Origin of the sequence: Galbitalea soli, assembly GCF_010686725.1 — a bacterium.
GTDB lineage: Bacteria > Actinomycetota > Actinomycetes > Actinomycetales > Microbacteriaceae > Galbitalea > Galbitalea soli.
In genome coordinates, this window is record NZ_JAAGWZ010000004.1 from 205,714 (window position 1) to 229,811 (window position 24,098).

General features: G+C 71.4%; 26 protein-coding genes. 8 read left to right on the top strand and 18 right to left on the bottom strand.

Going from position 1 to position 24,098, the window contains the following annotated elements; translation table 11 throughout:
* Positions 1-77: 77 nt before the first annotated feature.
* Together galK and G3T37_RS12910 are read right to left on the bottom strand one after the other, a co-directional pair.
* Positions 78-1,235 (bottom strand): galactokinase, encoded by a 1,158-nt coding sequence (gene galK, locus G3T37_RS12905; RefSeq protein WP_163474300.1) that lies wholly within the window; start codon positions 1,233-1,235, stop codon positions 78-80.
* Entirely contained in the window at positions 1,235-2,359 is a 1,125-nt protein-coding gene (locus G3T37_RS12910) for a galactose-1-phosphate uridylyltransferase (protein WP_163474301.1), read from the bottom strand. The genes galK and G3T37_RS12910 overlap by 1 nt, the downstream gene beginning before the upstream one ends.
* A gap of 57 nt (positions 2,360-2,416) precedes the next feature.
* Here G3T37_RS12910 and G3T37_RS12915 point away from each other — a divergent pair, with 57 nt between their 5' ends.
* Genes G3T37_RS12915 through G3T37_RS12925 form a run of 3 tightly spaced genes read left to right on the top strand, consistent with a single transcriptional unit; the run spans position 2,417 to position 4,627 of the window.
* The gene (locus tag G3T37_RS12915) at positions 2,417-3,238 is read left to right on the top strand and encodes a DeoR/GlpR family DNA-binding transcription regulator (protein ID WP_163474302.1); all 822 of its coding nucleotides are present in this window, start codon (positions 2,417-2,419) and stop codon (positions 3,236-3,238) included.
* 9 nt (positions 3,239-3,247) lie between these two features.
* Positions 3,248-4,171, top strand: coding sequence for an aldose 1-epimerase family protein (locus G3T37_RS12920; RefSeq protein ID WP_163474303.1), 924 nt, complete (start codon positions 3,248-3,250; stop codon positions 4,169-4,171).
* A gap of 9 nt (positions 4,172-4,180) precedes the next feature.
* On the top strand, positions 4,181-4,627 hold the full coding sequence (locus G3T37_RS12925; RefSeq protein ID WP_163474304.1) for a pilus assembly protein CpaE: 447 nt from the start codon (positions 4,181-4,183) through the stop codon (positions 4,625-4,627).
* Here G3T37_RS12925 and G3T37_RS12930 read toward each other — a convergent pair.
* The 4 genes from G3T37_RS12930 to G3T37_RS12945 all read right to left on the bottom strand — a co-directional run bounded on the left by G3T37_RS12930 (position 4,564) and on the right by G3T37_RS12945 (position 7,312).
* Entirely contained in the window at positions 4,564-5,391 is an 828-nt protein-coding gene (locus G3T37_RS12930) for a YcnI family copper-binding membrane protein (protein WP_163474305.1), read from the bottom strand. The genes G3T37_RS12925 and G3T37_RS12930 overlap by 64 nt on opposite strands.
* Before the next feature lie 65 nt (positions 5,392-5,456).
* Positions 5,457-6,128 (bottom strand): hypothetical protein, encoded by a 672-nt coding sequence (locus tag G3T37_RS12935; protein WP_163474306.1) that lies wholly within the window; start codon positions 6,126-6,128, stop codon positions 5,457-5,459.
* Positions 6,125-6,811: an SOS response-associated peptidase gene (locus tag G3T37_RS12940; protein WP_163474307.1), complete on the bottom strand. Its 687-nt coding sequence runs from the start codon at positions 6,809-6,811 to the stop codon at positions 6,125-6,127. The genes G3T37_RS12935 and G3T37_RS12940 overlap by 4 nt, the downstream gene beginning before the upstream one ends.
* A 96-nt stretch (positions 6,812-6,907) precedes the next feature.
* A complete protein-coding gene (locus G3T37_RS12945) occupies positions 6,908-7,312 on the bottom strand; it encodes an arsenate reductase ArsC (RefSeq protein WP_163474308.1) in 405 nt (134 codons plus the stop codon).
* A gap of 105 nt (positions 7,313-7,417) precedes the next feature.
* Here G3T37_RS12945 and G3T37_RS12950 point away from each other — a divergent pair, with 105 nt between their 5' ends.
* Entirely contained in the window at positions 7,418-8,344 is a 927-nt protein-coding gene (locus G3T37_RS12950; protein ID WP_163474309.1) for an aldo/keto reductase, read from the top strand.
* 64 nt (positions 8,345-8,408) lie between these two features.
* Positions 8,409-8,654, top strand: coding sequence for a DUF3263 domain-containing protein (locus tag G3T37_RS12955; RefSeq protein ID WP_163474310.1), 246 nt, complete (start codon positions 8,409-8,411; stop codon positions 8,652-8,654).
* A 99-nt stretch (positions 8,655-8,753) separates the two neighbouring features.
* On the opposite strand, the gene G3T37_RS12960 is transcribed toward G3T37_RS12955, so the two are convergent.
* From G3T37_RS12960 to G3T37_RS12975, 4 genes are all read right to left on the bottom strand, one after another.
* A complete protein-coding gene (locus G3T37_RS12960; RefSeq protein WP_163474311.1) occupies positions 8,754-9,605 on the bottom strand; it encodes a fumarylacetoacetate hydrolase family protein in 852 nt (283 codons plus the stop codon).
* Positions 9,602-10,477 carry a fumarylacetoacetate hydrolase family protein gene (locus tag G3T37_RS12965; RefSeq protein WP_163474312.1) on the bottom strand — a complete coding sequence of 292 codons (876 nt, stop codon included), beginning with the start codon at positions 10,475-10,477 and terminating at the stop codon, positions 9,602-9,604. The genes G3T37_RS12960 and G3T37_RS12965 overlap by 4 nt, the downstream gene beginning before the upstream one ends.
* A gap of 20 nt (positions 10,478-10,497) precedes the next feature.
* A complete protein-coding gene (locus tag G3T37_RS12970) occupies positions 10,498-11,283 on the bottom strand; it encodes an SDR family NAD(P)-dependent oxidoreductase (RefSeq protein WP_163474313.1) in 786 nt (261 codons plus the stop codon).
* An 88-nt stretch (positions 11,284-11,371) separates the two neighbouring features.
* A complete protein-coding gene (locus G3T37_RS12975; protein WP_163474314.1) occupies positions 11,372-12,163 on the bottom strand; it encodes an SDR family NAD(P)-dependent oxidoreductase in 792 nt (263 codons plus the stop codon).
* A gap of 164 nt (positions 12,164-12,327) precedes the next feature.
* On the opposite strand from G3T37_RS12975, the gene G3T37_RS12980 reads away from it, so the two are divergent.
* Both G3T37_RS12980 and G3T37_RS12985 read left to right on the top strand, forming a co-directional pair.
* Positions 12,328-13,125 (top strand): IclR family transcriptional regulator, encoded by a 798-nt coding sequence (locus tag G3T37_RS12980; protein WP_163474315.1) that lies wholly within the window; start codon positions 12,328-12,330, stop codon positions 13,123-13,125.
* Positions 13,125-13,700, top strand: a complete 576-nt coding sequence (locus G3T37_RS12985; RefSeq protein ID WP_163474316.1) for a carboxymuconolactone decarboxylase family protein — start codon at positions 13,125-13,127, stop codon at positions 13,698-13,700. The genes G3T37_RS12980 and G3T37_RS12985 overlap by 1 nt, the downstream gene beginning before the upstream one ends.
* Here G3T37_RS12985 and G3T37_RS12990 read toward each other — a convergent pair.
* Complete coding sequence (locus G3T37_RS12990; protein ID WP_206673836.1) at positions 13,687-14,478, bottom strand: alpha/beta hydrolase fold domain-containing protein; 792 nt, start codon at positions 14,476-14,478, stop codon at positions 13,687-13,689. The genes G3T37_RS12985 and G3T37_RS12990 overlap by 14 nt on opposite strands.
* Positions 14,478-15,026: a quercetin 2,3-dioxygenase gene (locus G3T37_RS12995; RefSeq protein WP_163474317.1), complete on the bottom strand. Its 549-nt coding sequence runs from the start codon at positions 15,024-15,026 to the stop codon at positions 14,478-14,480. The genes G3T37_RS12990 and G3T37_RS12995 overlap by 1 nt, the downstream gene beginning before the upstream one ends.
* Before the next feature lie 167 nt (positions 15,027-15,193).
* On the opposite strand from G3T37_RS12995, the gene G3T37_RS13000 reads away from it, so the two are divergent.
* On the top strand, positions 15,194-16,123 hold the full coding sequence (locus G3T37_RS13000; RefSeq protein ID WP_163474318.1) for a LysR substrate-binding domain-containing protein: 930 nt from the start codon (positions 15,194-15,196) through the stop codon (positions 16,121-16,123).
* Positions 16,124-16,186: 63 nt separating this feature from the next.
* Here G3T37_RS13000 and G3T37_RS13005 read toward each other — a convergent pair whose 3' ends face one another.
* The 6 genes from G3T37_RS13005 to G3T37_RS13030 form a co-directional block, all read right to left on the bottom strand.
* A complete protein-coding gene (locus G3T37_RS13005; RefSeq protein WP_163474319.1) occupies positions 16,187-17,134 on the bottom strand; it encodes an alpha/beta hydrolase in 948 nt (315 codons plus the stop codon).
* Between the two features lie 38 nt (positions 17,135-17,172).
* Positions 17,173-18,168 carry an oligopeptide/dipeptide ABC transporter ATP-binding protein gene (locus G3T37_RS13010; RefSeq protein WP_163474320.1) on the bottom strand — a complete coding sequence of 332 codons (996 nt, stop codon included), beginning with the start codon at positions 18,166-18,168 and terminating at the stop codon, positions 17,173-17,175.
* Positions 18,165-20,120: a dipeptide/oligopeptide/nickel ABC transporter permease/ATP-binding protein gene (locus tag G3T37_RS13015; RefSeq protein WP_163474321.1), complete on the bottom strand. Its 1,956-nt coding sequence runs from the start codon at positions 20,118-20,120 to the stop codon at positions 18,165-18,167. The genes G3T37_RS13010 and G3T37_RS13015 overlap by 4 nt, the downstream gene beginning before the upstream one ends.
* A complete protein-coding gene (locus G3T37_RS13020) occupies positions 20,117-21,058 on the bottom strand; it encodes an ABC transporter permease (protein WP_163474322.1) in 942 nt (313 codons plus the stop codon). The genes G3T37_RS13015 and G3T37_RS13020 overlap by 4 nt, the downstream gene beginning before the upstream one ends.
* Before the next feature lie 81 nt (positions 21,059-21,139).
* A complete protein-coding gene (locus G3T37_RS13025; protein WP_241732428.1) occupies positions 21,140-22,687 on the bottom strand; it encodes an ABC transporter substrate-binding protein in 1,548 nt (515 codons plus the stop codon).
* A 211-nt stretch (positions 22,688-22,898) separates the two neighbouring features.
* On the bottom strand, positions 22,899-24,074 hold the full coding sequence (locus G3T37_RS13030) for a glycoside hydrolase family 1 protein (RefSeq protein ID WP_163474324.1): 1,176 nt from the start codon (positions 24,072-24,074) through the stop codon (positions 22,899-22,901).
* Between the last annotated feature and the right edge of the window lie 24 nt (positions 24,075-24,098).

Here is a 24,098-nt window from a genome sequence, read left to right on the forward strand (position 1 = left end):
CCGGCCGCGCACGCGACCTGCCTCACGCGCGGACCGCCGCCCAGCGCGCGGGCCGCCGCCCAGCGCGCGACCCCGCGCTATTCCCGGGTCGCCCCGGTGGACGCCGTGACGACGAACATCGTCGGCTGCGCGAAACCGTGCTCCGCGAACGCACCGTCGATGGCGACCTGGATGCGCGAGACGCCGCTGGCGGGCACGAGCGCGATCGCTGCACCGCCGAAGCCGCCGCCGGTCATCCGCGCGCCGACCGCGCCGTTGGCCTGGGCCGTCTCGACGGCGAGGTCGAGCTCGGGCACCGAGATCTCGAAGTCGTCGCGCATGGAGCGATGCGAGGCGTCGAGCAGTTCGCCGATGGCGGTCGGGCCCTCGTCGCGCAGCGCCCGCACGGTGTCGAGCACGCGCTGGTCTTCGGTGACGACGTGGCGCACGCGCCGGAAGGTCTCGTCGTCGAGCAGCTGCTGTGCACGCGGCAGGTCGTCGACCGTCAGGTCGCGCAGGGCGGCGACGCCCAGGACGGCTGCCCCCCTCTCGCAGGATGCGCGGCGCGCGGCGTAGCCGCCGGTGGCGTGCGAGTGGCTGACCCCCGTGTCGATGATGAGCAGCTGGAGGCCCGCCTCGTCGAAGCCGAGCGGCACGACCTGCGCCTCGAGGCTGCGGCAGTCGAGGAATACGGCGGCGTCCTGCTGGCCGAGCAGGGAGGCCGACTGGTCCATGATGCCGGTGGGCGCCCCGACGGCCTTGTTCTCGGCGAGCTGGCCGACCCGGGCGAGCGTCGGGCGGTCGAAGCCGAGCTGCCAGACGTCGTTGAGCGCGACGGCGACCGCGCTCTCGATCGCGGCGGAGGACGACAACCCCGCGCCGACGGGAACGGCCGACTCGATGTAGATGTCGACGCCGGGCACGGCCGCGAGGTCTGCGCCGTGCTCGCCGAGCGCCCAGGCGACGCCGAGCGGATAAGCAGACCAGCCGCTCAGCCGCTCCGGGCTCAGCTCGGCGAGGTCGATTTCGGCGATCTCGTCGGCGAAGGCACTCCCGACACGGATGCGCGAGTCGTCGCGGAGGCCGAGCGCGAGCACGGTGCGGCGGTTGATCGCGAAGGGCAGCACGAAGCCCTCGTTGTAGTCGGTGTGCTCGCCGATGAGGTTGACGCGCCCGGGGGCCGACCACAGTCCGGCGGGGGCGTAGCCGTAGAGCTCGCTGAAGGTGGCGGCGACGTCGTCGCGGATGTCGGTCATTACTGCTCCTGGTCGAGTCGGGCGAGACCCTCGCGGATGAATGCGGCGGAGGCCTCGGGGGTGACGTCCCCGATGAAGGCGCCCATCGCCGTCTCGGAGCCGGCGAGGTACTTGAGTTTGGTGGCGGCACGCCTCGGTGAGGTCAGCTGCAGCATGAGCCGCACGGTGTCGCGCCCGACGTTCACGGGTGCCTGGTGCCAGGCCGCGATGTACGGGGTCGGGGTGTCGTAGAGCATGTCGATGCCGCGCAGCAGTCGCAGGTACAGGGTGGAGAGCTCATCGCGCTCGGCGTCGCTCGTGGCCGCGAAGTCGGGCACCTGGCGGTGCGGGAGCATGTGCACCTCGATCGGCCAGCGGGCGGCGAACGGCACGAAGGCGGTCCAGTGCTCACCGCTCAGGATGACCCGCTCCGAGCCGCGCTCGAAGTCGAGGATGCGCTGGAAGAGGTCCGGTCCCACCCGCTCGATCGACGCGAGCAGGCGCGTCGTCTTCGGCGTGATGTAGGGGTAGGAGTAGATCTGGCCGTGGGGGTGGTGGAGGGTGACGCCGATCTCCTCGCCGCGATTCTCGAAGGGGAAGACCTGCTGCACGCCCGGGAGCGCGGAGAGCGCTGCGGTGCGGTCGGCCCACGCTTCGATCACCGTGCGCGCCCGCGACGGGGTCTGGGTGCCGAACGACCCGGTGGTCGCGGGGCTGAAGCAGACTACCTCGCAGCGACCCACCGAGGTGTAGCGGCGGCCGAGATCGATCTCGCCGAGCGCCGCGAGGCTCGGGGGAGCGCCGTCGGCGCCGGCGAGGTCGGGGCCGAAGCTCGGCGACCGGTTCTCGAACACGGCGACGTCGTACTGGTCGGGGATCTCCGAGGGGTTCGCCGCGGTGGCCGGCGCGAGCGGGTCCTGATCGGCGGGCGGCAGGAAGACGCGATTCTGTCGCGCGGCGGCGACGGAGATCCACTCGCCGGTGAGCACGTCCTGGCGCATCACGGCGGTGGCGGGGCGGGGATCGAGCGTGCGGGCATCCGCCTTGCGCTCGGGGGGCAACGTCGTGTCGGCGTCGTCGAAGTAGATGAGTTCTCGTCCGTCTGCCAGCGTGGTGGCCCGTTTGACGATTCCGCTCGTGGTCATGCGATTACGATACCGAAAGAATTGACTTTCGGTATCGTAAATATTTAAACTCAGGATATGGAACGCGCCGACACCCGCCGCGACGCCCTCCACGCCCTCGTGCGGGAGCGCGGATTCCTGCGCGTTGCCGACGCGAGCCGCCTCTTCGAGGTCAGTGAGGTGACCATTCGCGCCGACCTCACCGCACTCGAGGAGTCGGGACTCGTCATGCGCACCCACGGCGGGGCGATGCCGCGCGGTGGCGACGGCGACGCGACCGCGCCGACTCCCGCGTCCGCCCCGGAGTCGGCCCTCGAACAGTCGCTCGCCCGGGAGAGCGCCGCCAAACGGGCGATCGGGGCGGCGGCGGCGGCCCTCGTGACGCCGGGGCAGAGCATCCTGCTCGACGTCGGCTCGACCGCGCTCGCCGTGGCGCAGGCGCTCGTCGCGCGCACCGATCTCGATGAGCTCTCGATCATCACCAATGGGCTGTCGATCGCGCTCGCGCTGGAACCTGCGATGCCGCGCTTCACGGTCGTGCTGACCGGCGGAACACTGCGCCCGCTGCAGCACTCGCTCGTGAACCCGGGCGCCTCGGAGTTTCTGGAGCAGGTGCACGCCGACCTCGCGTTGATCGGCTGCAACGGGGTCGACCTCGTGCGCGGCGTGACCAATGTGAACTACCCCGAGGCCGAGGTGAAGCGCCGCATGGTGCAATCCTCCAAGCGGCGCGTGCTCATCGCAGACGGCAGCAAGCTGGGTCAGGCGCACCTCGGCCTGATCGGCCCGCTCTCGGATTTCGAGCTGCTGGTGACCGGCGGCGAGGCCCCACGGGGCGCGGTCCGCGGGCTCCGCGAGCACGGTCTCGAGGTCATCGTCGCCGCCACCGGGCCGCAGTAGGCTGGGCGGATGCGCGCTCCCACCGGTGAACAGTACGTCCTGACCCGCTCCACGCCGCTCGGTGCGGCGGAGGCCATCATCACGGAGGTCGCCGCCTCCATCCGCACCCTCCGCATCGGCGGGATCGACCTCACCCAGCCCTACGACGAGGGGCGCTCACCCGCCTTCGGCTGCGGGATCGTGCTCGTGCCCTGGCCCAATCGGGTGCGGGACGGCAAGTGGCGCCTGGGCGGTGACCTCCAGCAGCTCGACATCACCGAGGTGGAGCGCAACAACGCCATCCACGGTCTGCTCCGCAACACCGCCTATCGACTCGTCTCGCGCACCGAGAGCTCGGTCACGCTCGGCGCCGTCGTCTTCCCCCAGCACGGCTATCCCTTCCAGCTCGACACGACCGTCACCTACGAGCTCGTCGACGACGGCCTGCGCGTCACCCACTCGATCACCAACGAGTCCGCCTCCGACGCGCCCGTCGCGATCGGCACGCACCCCTTCTTCCAGATCGGCGATGTCGACACCGAGCAGCTGACCCTCACGGTGCACGGCTCCACCCGGTTCCCGGTGGACGAGCGCCTCAACGTGGGCGACGAGATCCCGGTCACCGGCAGCAAGTACGACCTGCGCAGCGGCCGGAAGGTGAGCGAGGTCAACCTCGATGACGCCTTCGGCGCCGTCGTGCCGGTCGACCAGGTCACCGCGACCCTCACCGCACCGGATGGCCGCTGGGTCGGACTCTGGCAGGACGAGAACTTCCCCTACGTGCAGGTTTTCACCACGCGCATCTTCCCGCGCATCGGCGGCGGCTTCACGACGGGGGTCGCGATCGAGCCGATGACCGCGCCCGCCGACGCCTTCAACTCGGGGCAGTCGCTCAAGTGGCTGGGTAGTGGCGAGAACTGGGTCGCCAGTTGGGGAATCCGCTACTCGGCTTAGGCTGGGCACATGATCTCGACCGAGCTCGCCCGCGCACTCCGCGACTCGGGGCTGGTCTGGCACCCGGCCGCCGGTGACGCCTTCCGCATCGACCGGGTGGAGGTCGACGGCGACATCTTCATCCTCAGCGACATGACGGTCGAGGCGCACGAGTTCTCCACTGGCACCGTGCTCGGCTTCAACGGCACCACCGAGTGGGCGCTCGACTCGGTCGACATTCACGACGCCCTGTGGATGCCCAGCGAGGCGCAATTGCGCGAGCTCCTGCGTGGCACGTTCCGCTCGCTCGTCCGCACCGGCGACGCGTTCACGGTCAGCGCCGTGGTCGACGGCGAGGAGCGCAGCTACACCGCGCCCGACGCCGCCGACGCCTACGGCCGCGCTCTGCTCGCCTACATCGACGCGTCGCTCGGCGACCCGCTGCCCGAACTCGACGACGAGCTGCCCGAGGCCTGAGGGCGGGACGACGGCCCGGAGGCGCGGCCGCGCGGCCTCAGGTACGCGAAGAGAGCGACGACGAGGGCGACGACCGCGATCGCGAGACCGGCCGAGGCGAGGATGACCGCCGTCGGGTCGCTCACCCCGGCGCCGGCTGCCGCCTCCCCGTGCGCCGCGATCGTCGGCCCGCCGTCGCCCGCGGTCGCCGCGTGGTCACCGCTGGGCGGTGCGTCTGTGATGTACAGCGTCGGCGCGGGGTGGTCGGGTTCCGCGCCCGAGGCCGGGGTGGGCTGATCCCAGCGCACGACGGTGCCATCGGAGTAGGTCTGGGTGACCGGCAGGAGCACCCGGCCCGTAGTCGGCACGAGGTCGAGGGCGAGGGAGAACTCCTGGAACTGTCCGTCGGCGATTCCGCCGCCCGCGGCCGCCGTGAAGACGATCGCGCGGGGGGCCTCGGTGACCTGCACGCCGTCGCTGCTGAGCGGAGTGGGGAGGGTGGCGGTCGTGACCCGCGCCGACCATCCGGCGACCGGGTCGTACTCGGCGCCGGCGAAGGGGGTTGCGGTGGGCAGGTCGATCTCGACCCGGACGGTCCGTGCGGTCGCGGACTCGTTGGGCACGCGGAAGGTGATGGCGACGTCGCTGCCGGGCGTCGCCGTGTCGGGGGAGACGGCGACGTGGGCGCTGGCGGCGAGTGGGGCGCCGAGCACGAGCAGGGCGACGGCGGCGGTGGTGCCGAGGGCGAGCGCGGCGCGGCGGCGCGCGGGGGAGTGGGTGGTCATAACTGTCCTTCGTAACGGGTGAGGGGGTGGGCGTGCACGTGCGCGCCCGGCACCCGTCGCTCGGGTCAGCCGGGGGCGCCGATCGCGGCGGGAGGTCCGCGGTGTCGCAGCGCGGAGAGCAGCACCGCGGCGGCGACCGGGTGCTGCGGGTGGGTGGCGTGCGGGTGGGCATCCGCCGAAAGGGTCGTTGCCCGCAGACCCGCGAACCGCAGGGCGCGGCTGACCGCGAGGGCGGCGCTGCGCCCGAGGGAGCGAACCGCCCGCTCTCCCCACACGAGGGCGGCGATCGTGAGCAGCGCGGCCAGCGCGTGGGCCGCCCACATCACGGCGCCCCCACCGAGCGGCGGGATGACCGTGCCGACCGCCCCGGCGCTCGCCGCAGCGTGCCCCGGCATTCCGGGCATGCCCATGGCATCGACGGCCGCGCTCGGGCCGACTCCTGACTGCACCGCGCCCGCGTCCAGTCGCGCCGCGCCGATGCCCAGTTCCACCGCGCCGATCCCGAAGAGCGCGTGGAAGGCGAGCTGGCTGAGCAGCACGGTGGCGCTGAGGCGCAGGCGGGAGAGCGCCCGACCGGCGATCGCGACGCCCGCCAGCCCCGAGAGCGCGAGAGCCAGGGCGACACCGGCGAGCCCGGGGGTCGACCCGCCGCCCGCGACGTGGGCGAAGGCCGCGACGAAGACCGCGAGTCCCGAGGCGCAGAGGCCGCGGAGCACCCGGCCCCAGCGCTGCGTCACGCCGGGTCCGCGGGCAGCGGGCGGAGCAACTGCGGTCCGTTGTTGCGCACGCTGTTGACGTCGCGGCTGACCTCGTAGTGGGTGAGCCGGTGGGCGACCTCGAGGGACTCGCGGTCGAGGATGGCCAGTGCGGAGGCGGTGTCGAGCTCGGGGGAGAGCCAGTCGTGGTAGGCGTCCGGGGTGAGGCAGGCGGGCATCCGGTCGTGGACCTCGCCGGGGGCGACGTGCGCGTCGCGCGTGATGATGGCGGTCGAGAGCACCCAGCGGGTCTCGTCGTCCTCCGTCTTGGCCGGGTCGCGCCACGCGGTGACGATCCCCGCCATCGCGAGCGCGTTGTCGGGGTCGAAGATGTAGTGCGGCTGCTTGCCCGTCTCGGTGATGGTCCACTCGTAGTAACCCGAAGCGGGGATGATGCACCGGCCGCTCGCGAACGCTTTGCGGAACATCCCCGAGCTGCTCACCGTCTCGATGCGGGCGTTGATGGGCTGCGGCCGCTGCTTCATCGAGGTGGCCCACGGCGGCACGAATCCCCAGTGCGCCCGCGTGATCTCGCGGGTGCCGTGCCGCTGCCGCGCGAGCGCGATCGGCGTCGTGGGAGCGACGTTGTAGTTGGGCGTCAGGTCATCCGGCTCGAAGAGCCCGGGCAGGGTGAGGCGCTCGTTGACCACGAAGCGTCCGCACATGACTCCATCCTGCCCCGCCCCGCCGACAAGCGCGAGCCGCCCCCGCCTCGCCAACGGGCGCGAGCGGGCGAGCCGCCCGCCGGGGGATGCCCGGGCTCAGGCCGAGCGCAGCTCCGCGAGCAGCGCCTCGACCCGGCGCTTGATGTCGTCGCGGATCGGGCGCACCTCGTCAATGCCCTTGCCGGCCGGATCGACGAGCTCCCAGTCCTCATAGCGCTTGCCGGGGAAGATCGGGCACACGTCACCGCAGCCCATCGTGATCACAACGTCGGAGTCGCGCACCTGCTCGGTGGTCATGAGCTGCGGCACGCCCTGGGAGATGTCGATGCCCTCCTCGGCCATCGCCTGGATCGCGACGGGGTTGATCTGGTCGCCGGGCTCGGAGCCGCCGGAGCGCACCTCGATCTCCCCGCCGGACATCGCCGTGAGGTAGCCGGCCGCCATCTGCGAGCGCCCCGCGTTGTGGATGCAGACGAACAGGACGACGGGTTTGGTGCTCATGGGCTCGATCCTAGGTGAGGTGGGTTAACGGGTGGTGACGCATGCGCGGGCCCGCGCGCATCGTCCCGCCGCGCGGGCCGTCACGCGCGGGGGGATAATCAGCGGATGAAGACTTTCATCGCTCCCCACACCGACCTCACCGTGTCGAACATCGTCCTCGGGCTCATGCGGATCGGAGACCTCGACGACGAGGAGATCCGCACGCTCGTGCGCACCGCGCTCGACGAGGGCATCACCGTGTTCGACCACGCCGACGTGTACGGGGGCGACCACGGCTGCGAGCGGCGCTTCGGCGACGCGGTCACCCTGTCGCCGGCGGAGCGGGAGGCGGTGGTCATCCAGTCGAAGGTCGGGATCCGCGACGGGTTCTGGGACTTCTCGCGCGAGCACATCCTGGAGTCGGTGGATGCCTCGCTCGCCGCCCTGCGCACCGACTACCTCGACACCCTCCTCCTGCACCGCCCCGACACCCTGGTCGAGCCCGACGAGGTCGCCGCGGCGTTCGACGAGCTGCACGCGGCGGGCAAGGTGCGTCACTTCGGCGTCTCCAACCAGACGCCCGCGCAGGTCGAACTGCTCAAGCGCTCGGTGCGCCAGCCGCTCGCCTTCAACCAGGTGCAGCTGAGCATCACGCACTCGCCGATGATCGCCGCGGGCATCGCCAGCAACATGGCGGGTCTCGACCAGTCGATCGACCGCGACAATGGCATCCTCGACTACGCCCGCCTGCACGACATCACGCTGCAGGCGTGGTCGCCCTTCCAGAAGGGCTTCTTCGACGGCGTGTTCCTCGGCGACCGGGAGAACTACGGCCCGCTCAACGACGCCCTCGACGAGATCGCCGCCGCCTACGGCGTGACCCCCACGGCGATCGCGGTCGCCTGGATCACCCGTCACCCCGCGACCATGCAGGTGGTGCTCGGCACCACCAACCCGCAGCGGGTGCGGGACTCGGCGGCCGGCTCCGAGCTGCGCCTCACCCGCCCGGAGTGGTACCGACTGTTCACGGCCGGGGGACACCTGCTTCCCTAGCGGGCCGCATGACCCCCCGTTTTGGAGCGGGCGCTGTACCCCTCGTGTCCGTCAGTATGAGGACATGCAGCCGGATGATCGCGCCCTCGTCGAATTCGAAGAGCGGTACCCCGAGCCCGGCCCGGGCAAGGACGCGGAGATCCTGCGTCGCTTCGGCCTCGCGCCCCTGCGCTACTACCAGCGGCTGTTCGCGCTCTCGCGGGAACCCGAGGTCGTCGACGACTACCCGCAGGTGTCGTCGAAGGTGCAGCGGGTGCTCAGCGAGGCCGGCTCGCCCGGGTTCCAGGCGCGGCTCGCCAGCCGGGCCTGAGCGGCGCGCCGGCGCCCCATCGCGCCCCTGCGTCGGGCCCCGCCCTCGCCGCGCGGTGCGGTGCGGTGCGGTGCGGTCAGCAGCGCCTTCGCCGCACTGTCACGCCCGCCGAAAGCGCGTCTCGAGCACGCCGATTCCGTCGATCGCGCTCGTCAGCCGCTCCTCCGGCTGGAGGAACCGCTTGGGCGTGCGCGCGTTGCCGATGCCCGAGGGCGTTCCGGTGAAGATGAGATCGCCCGGCAGCAGCGGCACCACGGCGGAGAGTCGCTCGATCAGCTGCGGCACCGTGTAGATCATCTGCGAGGTGCGGCCGGTCTGCACGCGCTCCCCGTCGAGCTCGCAGCGCAGTTCGAGGTCGTCGCGGTCGGGCAGTTCGTCGGGGGTGACGAGCCAGGGTCCCGTCGGTCCGAACCCAGGGAATGACTTGCCCAGGCTGAATTGCGGCTTGGTGCCGACCATCTGGATGACGCGCTCGGAGAGGTCCTGCCCGATGGTGACCCCCGCGACGTGCGACCAGGCGTCTGCGGCGGAGACGCGGTGCGCGGTGCGCGCGATCGCCACCACGAGTTCGATCTCCCAGTCCACGCTCTCGCTCGGTAGCTCCACCACGTGGTCGGGCCCCACGATGCAACTCGGGAACTTGGTGAAGGTCACCGGCACCGAGTCCGAGGGGTAGCCGGCCTCCGCCGCGTGCTCGGTGTAGTTGACGCCGATCGCGAAGACCTGGCGGGGACGGGGCACCGGTGCCCCGAGGCGCTCGGGATCGAGGGGGTCGAGGTCGGCCGGGTCGACGGCTGACCGTGCCCCCGCCGCCCACTCGACCACCGCATCCCACTCCTCGAACAGCGCCTGCGGGTCGGGGCCGAATCGCCCCGCGCTGTGCCGGTGCACGTCGAGCGCGCGGTCTCCCACCACGACGACCGCGCGCCCGGCGAGTGCGGCGAACCTCACCAGTCGACCCGCTGCGGGGCGGGCTCGCCGTAGGCCTCTTCCCAGCCGACGACGTGGTTGCGCAGCGTTCCGATGCCGGTGATCTCGGCCTCGATCCGGTCGCCCGGCTTCAGGTAGAAGTCGAATGGGTTGGGCTGCACGGCGGCGACACCGGAGATCGTTCCGGTAGTGATGATGTCGCCGGCGCTGTAGATCTGCGGCGAGTGGTACGCGACGAGGTGCGGGAAGGCGATGCGGGTCTGGTTGGTGTTGCCCTGCTGGCGCACCTCGCCGTTGACCCGCAGCTGCATGGGCAGTTCGTGCATGTCGGGCACCTCGTCGGCGGTGACGATCCAGGGGCCGATCGGGCAGAAGGTGTCGATTCCCTTGCTGAACGAGAACACGCCCGACTCCATCTCCTTGCGCTGGATGTCGCGCGCCGTGATGTCGTTGAAGACCGTGAACCCGGCGATGTAGTCGACCGCCTCGTCGGGGCCGAAGAACTTGCCCGATTTGCCGATGATGATCGCGAGTTCGAGCTCGTAGTCGAGCTCCCGGGTGAGTCCCTCCGGGTACACGATGGCGTCGTCCGGTCCGATGATGGCGTCGACGTTCTGGAAGAACACGATGCCCTTGTGCACGGGGTGCGACCAGTCGACGGCCGCGAGCTCGTTGTGGTGGTCGGCGAAGTTGCCGGCCGTGTGGAAGAACTTCTTGGGGCGGATGGGCGCCTCCAGCCGCACGTCGGCGAATCGCAGCCGCTCGCCCGTCTCGGCGACCTGCCCGCCGCGCTCGAAGTACTCGCGGGTCGAGGGCACATCGAGCTCGATGACGGTCCCCTCCTCGAGTTCGAGGCGGCCGACCCGGCCGTTGTCGAAGGTGATCAGTTTCATTGGTGTCTCTCCTCGTGGTTCTAAGCGCCGACCATGTTGAATCCGCCGTCGGCGAGCAGGTAGCCGCCGGTCAGGTGTGCGGCCTCCTCCGTGGCGAGCCACAGGCAGGTTCCGGCGACGAAGGCGGGCGGTGGGATGACCCCCATCGGCGTCTGCGCGATCAACACCTCACGGCGGCCGCTCTTCCAGTCCTCGCGACCGAGCAGGCGTTCCGTCTCCATGAACCCCGGAGCGAAGGTGTTCACGCGCACGGCGGGCGCCAGCACCTTCGCGTACGACTTCGTGATACCGAGGATGGCGTACTTCGCGGCCGCGTACTGGGGCGCGCGGGGCGAGCCGCGCACGATCACGGTCGAGCCGACATTGATGATGTTGCCGCCGGAGGGCTGTTCGAGCATCCGCTCGCCGAACACGTGGGTCATGAGCAGGGTGCCCTTGACGTCGATGTCGATGACGGCGTCGAGCGCCTCCTGGGTGAGGTCGCGCCACGACATCTGCTCGCTCGAGACGTCGCCCACGTTGTTGACCAGCACGTCGAGCGTTCCGAAGGCGGCCCAGACCTCGTCGGCCATCGCCGTGATGGCCGCCCAGGTGCCGATGTCGGCCTGCACGGTGATCGCCTCTCCGCCGATCGCCTCGATGCGGGCGACCGTCTCCTCAGCGCCCTTCTTCGAGGAGCGGTAGTGCACCGCGACCCGCGCGCCCTCCTGCGCGGCGCGGAAGGCGATCTCGGCGCCGAAGCCGGTGCCGGCACCCGTCACGAGCACGGTCTTGCCGGCGAAGCGGGGGAATATCTGCTGGGTCATGATGCGTCCTTGCATGGGTGGGGCGGTGGGGCGGTGGGGCGGAGCCGTGGGGCGGTGGGGCGGTGGGGCGGAGCGGTGGAGCTGCGGGTCAGACGAGCGTGCGTCCGCCGTCGATGTAGAGCACGTGGCCGGTGACGAACGACGACCGGGGTGAGGAGAGGAAGAGCGCGGGGCCCACGATGTCGCCGGGCACGCCGAGCCGTCCCGCCGGGACGAGCCGCTCGAGACCCTCGCGCACGCCGGGCCGCTCGAGGTAGGCGGCGGTGAGGCCGGTCTCGATGTAGCCGGGGGCGAGGGTGTTGACCGTGACGCCCGAGCTCGCCCACTCGGCGGCCATGACGCGCGCCATCTGGTTGAGGCCGCCCTTGGAAGCCGCGTAGGGAGCGTGCAGCTTGTGCGCCAGCTGGCCGGAGACGGAGGAGAGCAGCACGATGCGCCCGCTGCCCTGGGCCACCATGTGCCGACCCGCGGCCTGCGCGACCCGGAACGCGGTCATGAGGTTGATCTCGATGACGCGCTGCCACTCGTCTTCGCTGAAGTCGAGCACGGGCCGGCGATCGTTGATGCCGATGCAGTGCAGGAGCACATCGAGCCCGCCCAGCGCGTCGAGCGCCTGGGCGACGACTCGGTCGCCCGCGCCCGGGACGGCGAGGTCGGCGGCGTGCGTCTGCACCCCGGGCAGTCGCGCGGCGAGGACGGCGAGCGCCGCGGGGTCCCGGTCGACGACGAGCACCCGGGCGCCGGCCGCGCTGTAGCCGGCGACGCACTCGGCACCGATGCCGCCCGCGCCGATCACGAGCACGCGCGCCCCGGTGAGGCCGAGCCAGTCGCCGTCGGCGGCGCTGGGCGAGCCTGCCGTGGGGAGTTGCGAAGCGATCATTGTTCCCTTAGACTTTCATTCATTGAAAGTTAGTTTCGTCCTTTGAATCGTACAGGGCCGTCCCGGTCGCGTCAACGCGAGCCGGCGTGCGACGAGCCGAGGGCTCCCGCATGCCGGGCTGCCCGGCGGCGAAGGGCGTGCCGGGCAGAACAGATGGAGTGGCCATGGCCGAGACCGCACCCGCGACGGGCAAGGCGGGCAACCAGTACCGCATCGAATCGCTCGCGAAGGGGCTGAGCATCCTGCGGCTCTTCGATGAGAACGCGGTCTCGCTCAAACTGCGCGAGATCTGCGACCGCACCGGCATCCCGATGCCGACCGCGTTCCGCATCGTGTCGACCCTTGAGGAGGGCGGCTTCCTCGATCGCACCGCAGACGGCAGCTTCCGGCCGGGAGTCTCCGTGCTCACCCTGGGCTCGGCCGCACTGCGCGGATCGAGTCTCGTGCAGGTCAGCGAGAAGATCCTCGCCGACCTCGCCGCCGCCACGGGCGAGACCGTCAACCTCGGCGTGCTGCTCGGCGACCAGGTGCTGTACCTCGCGCGCCTGCGCAACGCCGATCTCGTCACCGCCAACGTGCAGGTGGGCTCCACGCTGCCGGCGGTGTACACCTCCATGGGCAAGCTGCTGCTCGCGACCCTCACGCCGCAGGAGGTCAGCGAGCGCATCGGCCCCGACGCCTTCTCGGTGCACGGCGGGCCCAATGCGGTGCGCAACCGCGAAGAGCTGGATGCCCGGCTCGCGGTCATCCGCCAGCAGGGGTACGCGATCCAGGACCAGGAGCTCGCGCTGGGCCTCCGCTCGGTGTCGGTGCCGGTGTACGGGAACGCGCCGGCCGCCGTCGCGGCGATCAACATCGCCGTCTCCGCCTCGCGCCACACCGTCGAGTCGCTTCGCGGGCCGCTGCTCGCGCAGTTGCGCGCCGCCGCCGCCGACATCACCGTGCGGCTGAGGGCCCTGTGATGCGGGTTCCCGCACTCCGGCCCGAGCAGCTCGACGCGGCGCAGACGGCGCTCTACGACAGCATCGCGCGGGGTCCCCGAGCGGCGGGTCCGCAGCACTTCGCGCTCACCCGCGACGACGGGTCGCTCGCCGGGCCGTTCAACGCCTTCCTGCTCTCGCCCGAGATCGGCAGCGCGGTGCAGGCGCTGGGCGCGGGCGTTCGGTACGCCACGGCGTTCACGGCGCGGGAGCGGGAGCTGGGCATCCTGGTCGTCGCCGCCCACTGGAACAGCGCCTTCGAACAGCACGCCCACGAGAGCGTGGCCCGCGCGGCCGGGCTGGGGGAGGAGCTGCTGGCCGAGCTGCGGGCGGGGCGCCTCCCCGAGCTGGATGACCCCCGCGAGCACCTCGTCACCCGCGTCGCGCACGCCCTCGCGCACGGCGACGTCGATGACGCGCTCTGGGCCGACGCCGCAGCTCAGCTGGGCCTGCCGCTGCTGTTCGAACTCAGCACTCTGGTCGGCTACTACGCGCTCCTGGCGCTGCAACTGCGCGTGTTCCGGGTGGACGACGCCGACCCGCTCAGTCGGCACTGACCCGGCGCGCGAAGTCGAGGGCGCGGGCGAAGAGCGGGGCGGTGTCGCCCACGCCGGACCACATGTGCCCGGCCCCCGGTTCGAGGTGGAGCTCGACCGGCACTCCCGCGGCACGCAGCGCGTCGGCGAGCGCCTCGCTCTGCGCGGGCGGCACATCGCGATCCGCCGCGCCGTGGGCGAGGTGGAAGGGGAGTGCGCCCGGTCGCACGCGGTGCACGGGACTCGCCTCGCGGGCTAGCTCGGGCACGTCGAGCACGAAGGAGCCGAGCCAGCGGTCCTCGCGGGACTCGCCCGCGGGAGCCGTGCCCAGGGTGTGCCGGGCCATGGCGAGGAGGTCGGAGGGGCCGTACCAGTCGATGACGCCCCGGATGCCCCGCCGACCGCTCAGCCCGACGAGCGCGGCGAGCGTGCCGCCCGCGGACCCGCCCCACAGCACGACGCGGTCGGGGTCGAGCGCGAACTCCTCCGCGTGACCCTCGACCCAGTCCAGGGCGCGCTCCACGTCGGAGAGCTGGGCGGGGTAGCGGGCCTCCCCGCTGAGCCGGTAGTCGGCGGCGGCGACCGCGAAGCCCGCGGCGGTCATCCGGCCGAAGGAGTCGGCGTCACTGATGCCGGGTGCGAACGAACCGCGGCTGCCGACACGCCACCCGCCGCCGTGCAGCTGCAGGATGACCGGCACGGCCCCCGACGCCTCCGGCCGATGCAGGTCGAGCGACAGCGGCCGGAACCCCGGATACGACGCGAACGGAATGTCGCGCCGCACGCCCGCGTGCGCCACTAGTCGCGGAAGCTGAACTCGGGCAGGAACACGGTGCCGTACTTCTGCCCGGCGGCGAGCATCTGCTCGAAGGGCGGGATGTACGGGCGGGTCGGGATCTCCGCCGAGTCGGTGGGGGTGCCGATGCCGTGGAAGAAGCGCTCGAAGCCGCCCGTGCCGACCCCGAAGATCTTCGAGGTGGCGAGGTTCTGGTAGGCGTGCACGATGCCCTTGGGAACGAAGGCGAAGTCGCCCGCCTCGAGCACGCGCTTCTCGTGGTAGTCGGCCTGGTCGTCGAGCCACAGGCCGACCGCCCCCTCGACCACGTAGAAGATCTCGTGGGTGGTGGGGTGCTGGTGCGCGGGGATGCGGTCGCCCTTCGGCCCGATCGTGGTGAAGGCGCCGTACTGGCCCTCGGTCTCGTCCGCGCTGAGCAGAATGTCGAAGACGGTGTCGAAGACGATCGACTTCTCGCCCTCGCCGTTGCGCAGGAAGTACGGGAGCGGCGCCCCCGGCAGGATTCCCTCGAACGGGGACGACACGGTGTCGTGGGCGGGTGCGTGTGTCATAGCTGACCTCCTTGTGAGCCTTGTGCTTCAGTCTCGAATGCGCGGCCGGCGCTGGCCAGTTCGAAAGCCCTAACGGTCGTTAGCTCGGGCCTACCCGTCGTGCCCGAGACGCGGCCTGCGGGGCGGAATCACTGTCGCGGGTGTTAGTCGCGACCTAAGATGGCGGGGTGGACATCCCCCTGCATGTCCTGCGATATTTTTGTGTACTCGCAGATGAGCTGCACTTCGGCAACGCGGCCCGGGTGCTCAATATCTCTGCGCCCTCGCTCAGCCAGCAGATCAGTCGCCTCGAGGGGATGATCGGGGTCAAGCTCTTCGAGCGCACGCCGCGCCAGGTGAGCCTCACCGAGGCGGGCGAGGAGCTGCTGCCACTGGCCCGCCGCGTGCGCGACGACCACAACGAGGTGCTGCAGTGGGCCCGCTCGGTGAGCTCGCCGGTCACCGTCCTGAGGGTGGGCATGGTGGCGGCGGGCGCGGGCACGCTCACGACCGCGATCCTCACGAGCGCGGTGCAGCGCATGCCGAGCGTGCGGTTCGAGATGCGGCGACTGGGCTTCTTCGACACGATCGATGAACTGCTCGCCGGCAGCGTCGACGTGGTCTTCGCACCCGGACCCATGAACGTCGACGAGCGCGTGCGGATCGACCCCGTGTGGTCGGAGTCGCGGGTGCTCGTCGTGCCGGCCGATCATCCGCTCGCCGATCGCGAGTCGGTGCGCATCGCGGAGACGAGCGGCGAGACCTTCGTCGGTGCCGCTGGGGGCGAGGCGGCGATCCTCGACTGGTGGCTCGTCGACCCGCGCCCGGACGGCTCGCATCCGAAGCGCGGTCCGGTCGCCGACGACATCGACGGCCTGCTGGAGCTCGTCGCGATGGGGGCGGGCGTCAACATCGCCTCGGCGTCGGCCGCGAGCCACTATCGCCGGGATGGCCTGCGCTACGTTCCCATCCTCGATATCGAGCCCGCGACGATCCTCCTCTGCTCCCTCGCGGCCACGACGAACCCGGCCGTGCGCGTCTTCGAGGCGGTCGCCGCCGAACTGGCGCCGCCGCTCGCGCGCTCGCTGGGCGCCCGAAAGGGTGCGGCGCCCCGCTAGGGCTCGCGGGGCAGAAGACGCGCAGAGCGGCCGCCGCGGGGCGAGCGCGGCCCGTCCCTCGGCTCAGGCGAGCGCGGTGGCGAAGAACCGCAGGGTGCGATCGACGGCCGGATGCCCGGGGGTGCGGTCCAGGTGGCCGTGCACCATGCCCTCCGCGAGCTCGACCGCGACCGGCACGCCCACCGAGCGGAGCTGGCGCGCGAAGAGCTCGGCCGAGGGGCGCAGCTCGTCGTACTCGGCGGGCGCGATCACCGCGGGGGGCATGCCCTCGAGTGCGAAGTTGCCGGGCGCGTAGCCCGCGGGGATATCGGTGATGCGGCCGATGTACGAGTGCAGGATGAACTCGTGGAAGCCGCCGCCGAAGTGCAGCATCGCCGGCAGCGCCTGCATCTCCACCACCACGGCGGGGTCGAGCGCGGGGATGGGGAAGTGCACGAGCGGGTAGGCGAGCAGCATCTGCCGGGGGAGCGGGCCGCCCTCGTCGCGCACGCGCATGCTCGCCGCGGTGGCGAGGTTTCCGCCCGCGCTGGCGCCGCCGATCGAGCTGCGCGCCGGATCGGTGCCGAGCTCGTCGGCGCTCGCGATCAGCCAGTTCCACGCCGCGACGACGTCGTCGAGCGGCACCGGGTACTGCACGCCGTCACCCGCGAGCCGGTAGTCCACGCTCACCACGACCGCGCCCGCCCGGGAGGCGAGCTCCGCGCTCACGACGTGGCTCTCGTTCATGTCGAGGCCGCCGAACAGGAAGGCGCCCCCGTGCAGCCAGAGCAGTGCGGGGCGCGCCACGTCGAGCGGTGCCTCCGGTCGGTAGATGCGCACCGGGATGGTGCCGTGCGGCCCATCGATGCTGCGGTCGGTGATGCTGAGCCCCTCGGGCAGGCTCCAGGGTGCCGGATCCTCCATCCACTTCGCGTACTGCGCAGCGCCCTCCGGGGTCGCGAGCGCGGCCTCGAAGGAACTGAACTGCTCGATGTGGTGGAACTGGGCGGCGAGGTGCGAATCGAATGGCATGGCGGGTTCCCGTCGGGGTGGTCGGTGGGGCGGTGGGACTACTCGGTGGCGTAGTGGCAGGCGACCTCCGCGCCGCCGAGGGCGCGCAGCGCGGGTCGCTCGGTGCGGCAGAGCTCGGTCGCGAGCGGGCAGCGGTTCGCGAAGGGGCAGCCCACCCCGGCGGTGTCGACGATGCCCGCGGGCTTCACCCCGGACGCCTCGCGCCGCGCCCGACGCTCCGCCTGCTCGGCGGGACGCGGCACTGGCGAGGCCGCCGTGAGCGCCTGCGTGAAGGGGTGGCGGGGGTTCTCCGTCACCTCGCGCGAGGGGCCGCTCTCCATCACCTGGCCGCGGTAGAGCACGACGACGCGCTGGGCGAGGAAGCTCACGACCGCGATATCGTGGGCGATGAACAGGTAGCTGAGCCCACGGTCGGCGCGGAGGTCGGCGAGCAGGTTCAGCACCTGGGCCTGCGTGGAGAGGTCGAGCGACGAGACGGGCTCGTCGCAGATCACGAGTTCGGGTTGGGTGATGAGCGCGCGGGCGACGGCGATCCGCTGACGCTGGCCGCCGGAGAACTGGCGCGGGTAGCGGGAGACCGCCTCGGCGGGCAACCCGACCGATTCGAGCATGTCGCGGGCGCGCTGGAGGGCCTCGCCCGCGGGGATCCCCTGGATCCGCAGCGGTTCGGCGAGCGAGGCGCCGATGGTGCGCCGCGGATTGAGCGACGAGAACGGGTCCTGGAAGATCGCGCGCAGCTCACCGCCGAGCGATCGTCTCTCCCGGGGGCCCGCGTGCGTGATGTCCCGCCCGCCGTAGCGGATGCTCCCTCCGGCGACCCGCGTGAGCCCCAGGATCGCCTTGCCGATCGTGGTCTTGCCCGAGCCCGATTCGCCGACCAGTCCGACCGTCTCGCCGGGGGCGATGCGCAGGGAGACGCGGTCGACGGCGGCGGGGGCGTTCCGACCGCCCCGGCCGTAGCGCACGACGAGGTCGGTGACCTCGAGGACGGGCGCCGTCCCGGTCGGGGTCGGTGCTGCGGCGATCGTGCTCATCGGCTTACTCCCGTCGAGGTCCAGCGCGTCGCGCTGAGGTGAAGATCGACGGCGCGCACGCAGCGCACCGCACCGCTCCCGGCACTGCGCGCCTCGAGCTCGACCGGGGCGTGGCACTCCGCGCGCGCGAACTCGCAGCGCGCGGCGAAGCGGCACCCGCCCGGCCAGTCCTTCGGCTGGGGCACCTGACCGGGGATCGAGGCGAGGCGGCTCGCCGGGGTTCCGTCGGTGATGGCGTGCGGGTCGGCGGCGAGGAGCGCCATCGTGTACGGATGCTGCGCGTCATCCAGCACGTCGAACACCGTTCCGCTCTCCACCACCTGGCCCGCGTACATCACGACGACGCTGTCGCAGATGTCGGCGACGACACCCAGATCGTGGGTGACGATGACGAGCGACATGCCGGTCTCGCGCACGAGGCTGCGCAGCAGGGAGAGGATCTCCGCCTGCACGGTGACGTCGAGCGCGGTGGTCGGCTCATCCGCGATGACGAGCGCGGGCCGGCCCGCGAGGGCGAGCGCGATCGCGACCCGCTGGGCCATGCCGCCGGAGATCTGGTGCGGGTACGAGCGCAGCACCCGGCCCGGGTCGGCGATTCCGACCTGGCCGAGCAGTGCCTCGGCCTCGCGTCGCGCGGTCGCCGCGGGCACCCGCCGCAGACGGCGCACGGCACCGGCGAGCTGGTACCCGATCGTGAACATCGGGTCGAGCGAGCGCATCGGCTCCTGGCCCACGAACCCGATCTCGTGGCCGCGGATGGTGCCGAGCTGCTGCTCGGTGAGCGTCGCCAGCTCGCGACCGCCCCAGTGGATCGACCCGGCTGTCGTGGAGAGGCCGGCCGGCAGCAGCCCCATGAGGGCGAGTGCGGTGAGCGACTTGCCGCAGCCGGACTCGCCGACCACACCGAGCACGCGGCCGGCCGGGGCATCGAAGGAGACGGAGCTGACGAGCGTGGTCCCTCCGTCGATGCCGACCGCGAGGTCGCGGACGGCGAGGCCGGTCACTCCGGCGGGGGCGGGCGAGACGGCCGCGATCGGGCGGCGACGGCGGGCCGCGCGGCCGAGTGCGATCTGCGCGGGGGGCGCGTCGGCGCCGACCGAGAGAGCGTCGGCGATCGCGTTGATGGCGAGCACGGTGAGGATCAGCACGAGCCCGGTGGGCACCATGAGCCAGGGGGCGTCGTAGACGTGCTTCGAGGCGCTGCCGATGAGACCGCCCCAGCTCGGCTCCGGGGGAGGCGGGCCGAAGCCGATGAAGGCGAGGCCCGCGCCGATCATGAGCGCGATGGCGAAGATCAGCACGAACTGCACGAGGATCGTGGTCAGCATATTGGGCAGGATGTGCCGAAGACTCACGGCCACGGGCCGGACGCCGTCCACGCGCGCCGCATCGACGTAGAGATTGGCCTGCAGCGACTTCGCCTGGCCGACGAGCACGCGGTAGACCCCCGCGGAGATGAGGAAGCCGAGCACCGCCATCACGAGCGGGAGGTTGGTACCGAAGGCCCCGATCACGGCGAGCATGACCACGACACCGGGCACCGACATGACGATCTCGGTGACGCGGTTGATCACCGCCTCCACCCGTGGGCCGGCCCCCGCCGACCACAGGCTGAGCGGCACGGCGACGCCGACGGCGACGAGGGCCGCGATGCTCGTCGTGAGCAGGGTGCCCGCGCCCGCGGCGAAGATGCGGCTGAGGAGGTCGCGCCCGAGTTCGTCGGTGCCGAGCCAGTGCGCCGCGGTCGGCGTCTGCAGCACGGCCGTGAGGTCCTGCTTCTCGGTCGGGTAGGGCAGCCAGAGCCGTGCCGTCGCCGAGGCGAGCACGATGAGCAGGAGCCACAGCAGGCCGAGCGTGCCGCTCGGGGAGCGCAGCAGTCGGGGGGCGCGGCGGCGCGCGGCGGGTTCGCGGCGTTCGACGACGACGGCGGGGGTGGCGAGGGGAGCGGTCATGAGGTGCGGAGTTTCGGGTCGAGGATGCCGGAGACGAGTTCGAGCACGAGGTTGACGATCACGACGACGATGGTCGCGATCACGACGAGGCCCTGCACGACGGGCGAGTCGGAGGAGCCGACCGCCCCCTGGATGTCGAGGCCGAGGCCGGGCATCGCGAAGAGGGTCTCGATGATCACCGAGCCGCCGAACAGCGCGATGAACTGGAGCGCGACCGAGGCGACGATCGGCAGGCTCGCGTAGCGGAGCGCGTGAACGTAGAGGATCCGCCAGGTCGGGGTGCCGGTGGCGCGGAGCGTGCGGATGTGCTCCTGCGAGAGTGCGTCGATCATCGAGGCGCGGGTCTGTCGCCCCACGAATGCGGCGCCGCCGATGCCCAGCGTGAGAACGGGCAGCACGAGCGAGGCGGCCCAGCCGGAGGGCGAGATCTCGAAGGGCACGAATCCGGTCGCGGGCAGCAACGGGGTCTGCACGGCGAGCAGGAAGATGAGCACGATGCCGAGCCAGAACGCGGGGATGGCGACGACGATGCCGGTGAAGGCGCTCACGACGCGGTCGGCGAGGCCGCGGCGGACCGCGGCGGTGACGCCGAGCGCGACCCCCAGCACGGTGCTGACGATCGTCGCCCCCGTTGCGAGCGCACCGGTCACCGGCAGCCGGGTGAGGATGTCGTTGAGGATGCTGCGCCCGTCGGTCAGCGAGACGCCGAGGTCGCCGTGCACCGCCTTCCCGAGCCAGGCCAGGTACTGCAGCGCGAGCGGGTCGTTCCAGCCGATCTTCTGGTTGTACGCGGCGATCTCGGCGGGGGTCGCGCCCATGCCGAGCGCGATCACCCCCGGCGTGGTCGTGCCCGCGTGCACGAGCAGGAACGCGATGACCGACACCACGACGATGGTGACGACGGCGAGTCCGAGTCTCTTGAGGACGAAGACGACCATGACGACCTCCTTTGGTCGTGTGGGGGTGGATGACCGGCGCCGGCGCGTCGTACTGGCGCGCCGGCGCCGGTCGTGGTGATGCTACTTGGCGGGGGCGAACGACGACAGCAGCGGCGTCGTGTTCTGGCCCGGGTAGGTGACCGCGGCGACCTTCTTGCCGTTGTAGGCCCAGGTGGTGAGCTGCTCGTAGAGCGGGATGATCCAGCCGGAGGAGACGAGGGTCGTGTTCAGCTGGGTGAGCGCGGTCTTGCGGTCGGCATCCGTCTGGGCGGCGGCGACGGCGCCCGCGGCACCGGCGAGGGCCGGGCTCTTCTCGCCGTGCGGGTTGGCGAAGCCGAGGATCACGCCGAACATCGTGCCGACCGGGTTGCCCCAGCCGAGCGGGATGTAGCCGAGTGGCGTCGTGTTGACCGCGGCGAAGATCTCCTGCGTCGACGAGGCGAGCTTGATCGTCATCGTGACGCCGATCGCCGCGAAGTACTTCTGGATCGCCTCGAGGTCGGTCTGGGTCTCGGCCGAGCCGATGATGGTGAACGAGAACCCGTTCGGGTAGCCGGCGGCCGCGAGGAGCGCCTTCGCCTTGGTGGGGTTGTAGGCGTACTGCGTGTCGAGGTCGGCGCTGTAGCCGGGGCTCGCCTTCGGGAGGGCGTTGACGGCGGCGAGGTCGCCGGGGTGCAGACCCTTCACGAGCTCGTCGCGGTTGATGGCGAGGCCGAGCGCGACGCGCACGTTCGGGTCGGCGAACGCCTTGCTCGTCTTACCCGACTTGTCGAACACGAGCATCGAGGTGACCGTGCCGCCGATCTGGCTGAGGCCGAGTCCGCGCGACTTGGCGAGCGCCGCCGTCGGCGTGGTGATGAAGCCCGCGTCGGCCTGCCCCGAGATGACGGCGTTGGTGCGCGCCTGCGGGTCGGTGATGGGCTTGATGATGTAGGTGTCGTAGGCGTACTGGGAGGCCTCCGCCTTGCCCTTCTGCTTGGTCAGCACGTAGGAGCTGCCCTTGACCGTGGACTTCGCGAGGAGGAACGGGCCCGAGCCGTCGGGCGCGGTGTCGAGCAGGGAGGGGTTGTCGATCGCCTTCTGGCCGACGATCATCCCGGCCACGCCCGTGAGGTTGGACTCGAAGCCCGCCTGCGGCTTGGCGAAGGTGAGTGAGACGTGGCTCGCGTCGACGACGTCGACCGAGCTGATCTCGGCGGCACCGCCCTTGGCGAAGGCGCTGTACGAGACGAGCGTGGGGTCGCTGCGGCGGTCGAGGTTGGCCTTGACGAGGGCGGCCGTCAGGCTCGACCCGTCGGTGAAGGTGACGCCGGAGGCGAGGGTGAGGGTGAGCTTCGTCTTGTCGGCGTTGTAGACGAACTCGGTGGCGAGGCCGGGTCCGGTGGTTCCGTCGGATTTTAGCGTCGCGAGGGAGTCGTAGAGGCCCTGGTACATGATCGCCTGGGCGAGCTGGTAGCGCAGCGGGTCGTAGCCCTGCGGCGCGAGGTCGGAGTCGAACGCGAGCGTGATGGTGCTCGTGCTCGCGGCGGGGGTGCTGGATGCGGCGGTGCATCCGGCGAGGGAGCCGGCGACGAGGGCCGCAGTGAGCACTGCGATCCATCGGGTGGCCGGGCGACGGGTGATGGTCAAGTGATGCCTCCATGTACATTCATTGGACAGTGCAGAGGGTGGGTGCGCGGAGCGACCTGGCTCCATGTTCAGCGCAGGAATCCCGTCGCGGCCAGTTGGTTGTTGCTATGGGGCGTTAGTCGGCGACTAACGCCCCAGCAACGAGGCGGAAAACGCGAAAGCGGCTTTCACTCAGTGAAACCCGCGGCGCGAATTTTTTCCGGATGACCGCTCAGTCGACGATCGCGTTCGCGGCCGCCACGCGGCCGAGCCAGCGCGCGCTCGGCTTCGGCGTGCGCACGAAGGTCTCCCGGTCGACCGCCACGAGTCCGAAGGTCGGGCCGAATGCGCCCATCCACTCGAAGTTGTCCATGTAGGTCCAGTGCACATAGCCGCGCAGGTCGACGCCCTCCGCGATGAGTCCTTCGAGCCCGGTGAGGGCGGCGCGCGTGTAGGCGATGCGACGGCTGTCGTCCGCGGTCGCGATCCCGTTCTCGGTGACGAGGACGGGCATCCGGCCGCCCGTGTACTCCCAGGCGTGGCGCACGGCGGTGACCACGGCGTTCGGCCAGAACTCCCAGCCCACGATCGTCTTCTCGGCGTCCTCGGCCGGGGGCAGCACGCCCTCGGGCCCGAAGCGGAGGTTGGTGTACGCCTGCACGCCGACGAAGTCGTCGCCCTCCGTCGCGTCGAGGAACTGGTCCTCCGCGGCGGCGCGGTGCGCCTGCAGGGCGGCCTCGCCACCGGGCTCCGCGATGAAGTCGTGCATCGCAAGGCTGAGTCCCACGCGCGGCACCCCACCCGCGCGGAGGGCGCGCACGGCGGCGCGGTGCGCGGCGATCGCGGAGGGCACGTACTCGGGGTCGGGCATCGGAAGGCCGCGAATCGGGATCCCCGCCGCGATCATCTTCTCGAAGACGGGCACGATCGCCATGAGGTTGGGCTCGTTGATGGTCACGACCCACGGCACGTCGGTGAGGATGGGCGCGACGGCGGCGACGTAGCGCTCGAACAGCTCGACGGCGCCCTCGGCGAGCCAGCCGCCGCGCGCCTCGAACCACTGCGGCAGCGAGAAGTGCAGCACGGTCACGACGGGGGTGACACCGCGCGCGAAGCAGCCCTCGATCATCGCGCGGTAGTGCGCGATCTCGGCGCGGGAGAAGAAGCCCTCGCTCGGCTCGATCCGCGACCACTCCAGGCTGAAGCGGAAGGTGTTGAGGCCCAGCTCGACGAGCAGGTCGAGATCGGCCTCCCAGCGGTGATACATGTCCACAGCGTCGCCGCTGCGGAGTTCGGCGGGGCGCCCGGGCAGGTTCTCCTGGTACCAGTGGCCGCTGTTGACGTTGTTGCCCTCGTTCTGGTGGGCGGCCGTGGCGGCCCCGACGAGGAATTCGGTGGGAAAGGTCATCCGGTCATCCTGACACCCCGGATC

Coding starts and splice junctions, on each gene's coding strand:
- galK (WP_163474300.1), bottom strand. CDS start 1,235: ATGACCGACATCCGCGACGACGTCGCCGCCACCTTCAGCGAGCTCTAC.
- G3T37_RS12910 (WP_163474301.1), bottom strand. CDS start 2,359: ATGACCACGAGCGGAATCGTCAAACGGGCCACCACGCTGGCAGACGGA.
- G3T37_RS12915 (WP_163474302.1), top strand. CDS start 2,417: ATGGAACGCGCCGACACCCGCCGCGACGCCCTCCACGCCCTCGTGCGG.
- G3T37_RS12920 (WP_163474303.1), top strand. CDS start 3,248: ATGCGCGCTCCCACCGGTGAACAGTACGTCCTGACCCGCTCCACGCCG.
- G3T37_RS12925 (WP_163474304.1), top strand. CDS start 4,181: ATGATCTCGACCGAGCTCGCCCGCGCACTCCGCGACTCGGGGCTGGTC.
- G3T37_RS12930 (WP_163474305.1), bottom strand. CDS start 5,391: ATGACCACCCACTCCCCCGCGCGCCGCCGCGCCGCGCTCGCCCTCGGC.
- G3T37_RS12940 (WP_163474307.1), bottom strand. CDS start 6,811: ATGTGCGGACGCTTCGTGGTCAACGAGCGCCTCACCCTGCCCGGGCTC.
- G3T37_RS12945 (WP_163474308.1), bottom strand. CDS start 7,312: ATGAGCACCAAACCCGTCGTCCTGTTCGTCTGCATCCACAACGCGGGG.
- G3T37_RS12950 (WP_163474309.1), top strand. CDS start 7,418: ATGAAGACTTTCATCGCTCCCCACACCGACCTCACCGTGTCGAACATC.
- G3T37_RS12955 (WP_163474310.1), top strand. CDS start 8,409: ATGCAGCCGGATGATCGCGCCCTCGTCGAATTCGAAGAGCGGTACCCC.
- G3T37_RS12965 (WP_163474312.1), bottom strand. CDS start 10,477: ATGAAACTGATCACCTTCGACAACGGCCGGGTCGGCCGCCTCGAACTC.
- G3T37_RS12970 (WP_163474313.1), bottom strand. CDS start 11,283: ATGACCCAGCAGATATTCCCCCGCTTCGCCGGCAAGACCGTGCTCGTG.
- G3T37_RS12975 (WP_163474314.1), bottom strand. CDS start 12,163: ATGATCGCTTCGCAACTCCCCACGGCAGGCTCGCCCAGCGCCGCCGAC.
- G3T37_RS12980 (WP_163474315.1), top strand. CDS start 12,328: ATGGCCGAGACCGCACCCGCGACGGGCAAGGCGGGCAACCAGTACCGC.
- G3T37_RS12985 (WP_163474316.1), top strand. CDS start 13,125: ATGCGGGTTCCCGCACTCCGGCCCGAGCAGCTCGACGCGGCGCAGACG.
- G3T37_RS12995 (WP_163474317.1), bottom strand. CDS start 15,026: ATGACACACGCACCCGCCCACGACACCGTGTCGTCCCCGTTCGAGGGA.
- G3T37_RS13005 (WP_163474319.1), bottom strand. CDS start 17,134: ATGCCATTCGATTCGCACCTCGCCGCCCAGTTCCACCACATCGAGCAG.
- G3T37_RS13010 (WP_163474320.1), bottom strand. CDS start 18,168: ATGAGCACGATCGCCGCAGCACCGACCCCGACCGGGACGGCGCCCGTC.
- G3T37_RS13015 (WP_163474321.1), bottom strand. CDS start 20,120: ATGACCGCTCCCCTCGCCACCCCCGCCGTCGTCGTCGAACGCCGCGAA.
- G3T37_RS13020 (WP_163474322.1), bottom strand. CDS start 21,058: ATGGTCGTCTTCGTCCTCAAGAGACTCGGACTCGCCGTCGTCACCATC.
- G3T37_RS13030 (WP_163474324.1), bottom strand. CDS start 24,074: ATGACCTTTCCCACCGAATTCCTCGTCGGGGCCGCCACGGCCGCCCAC.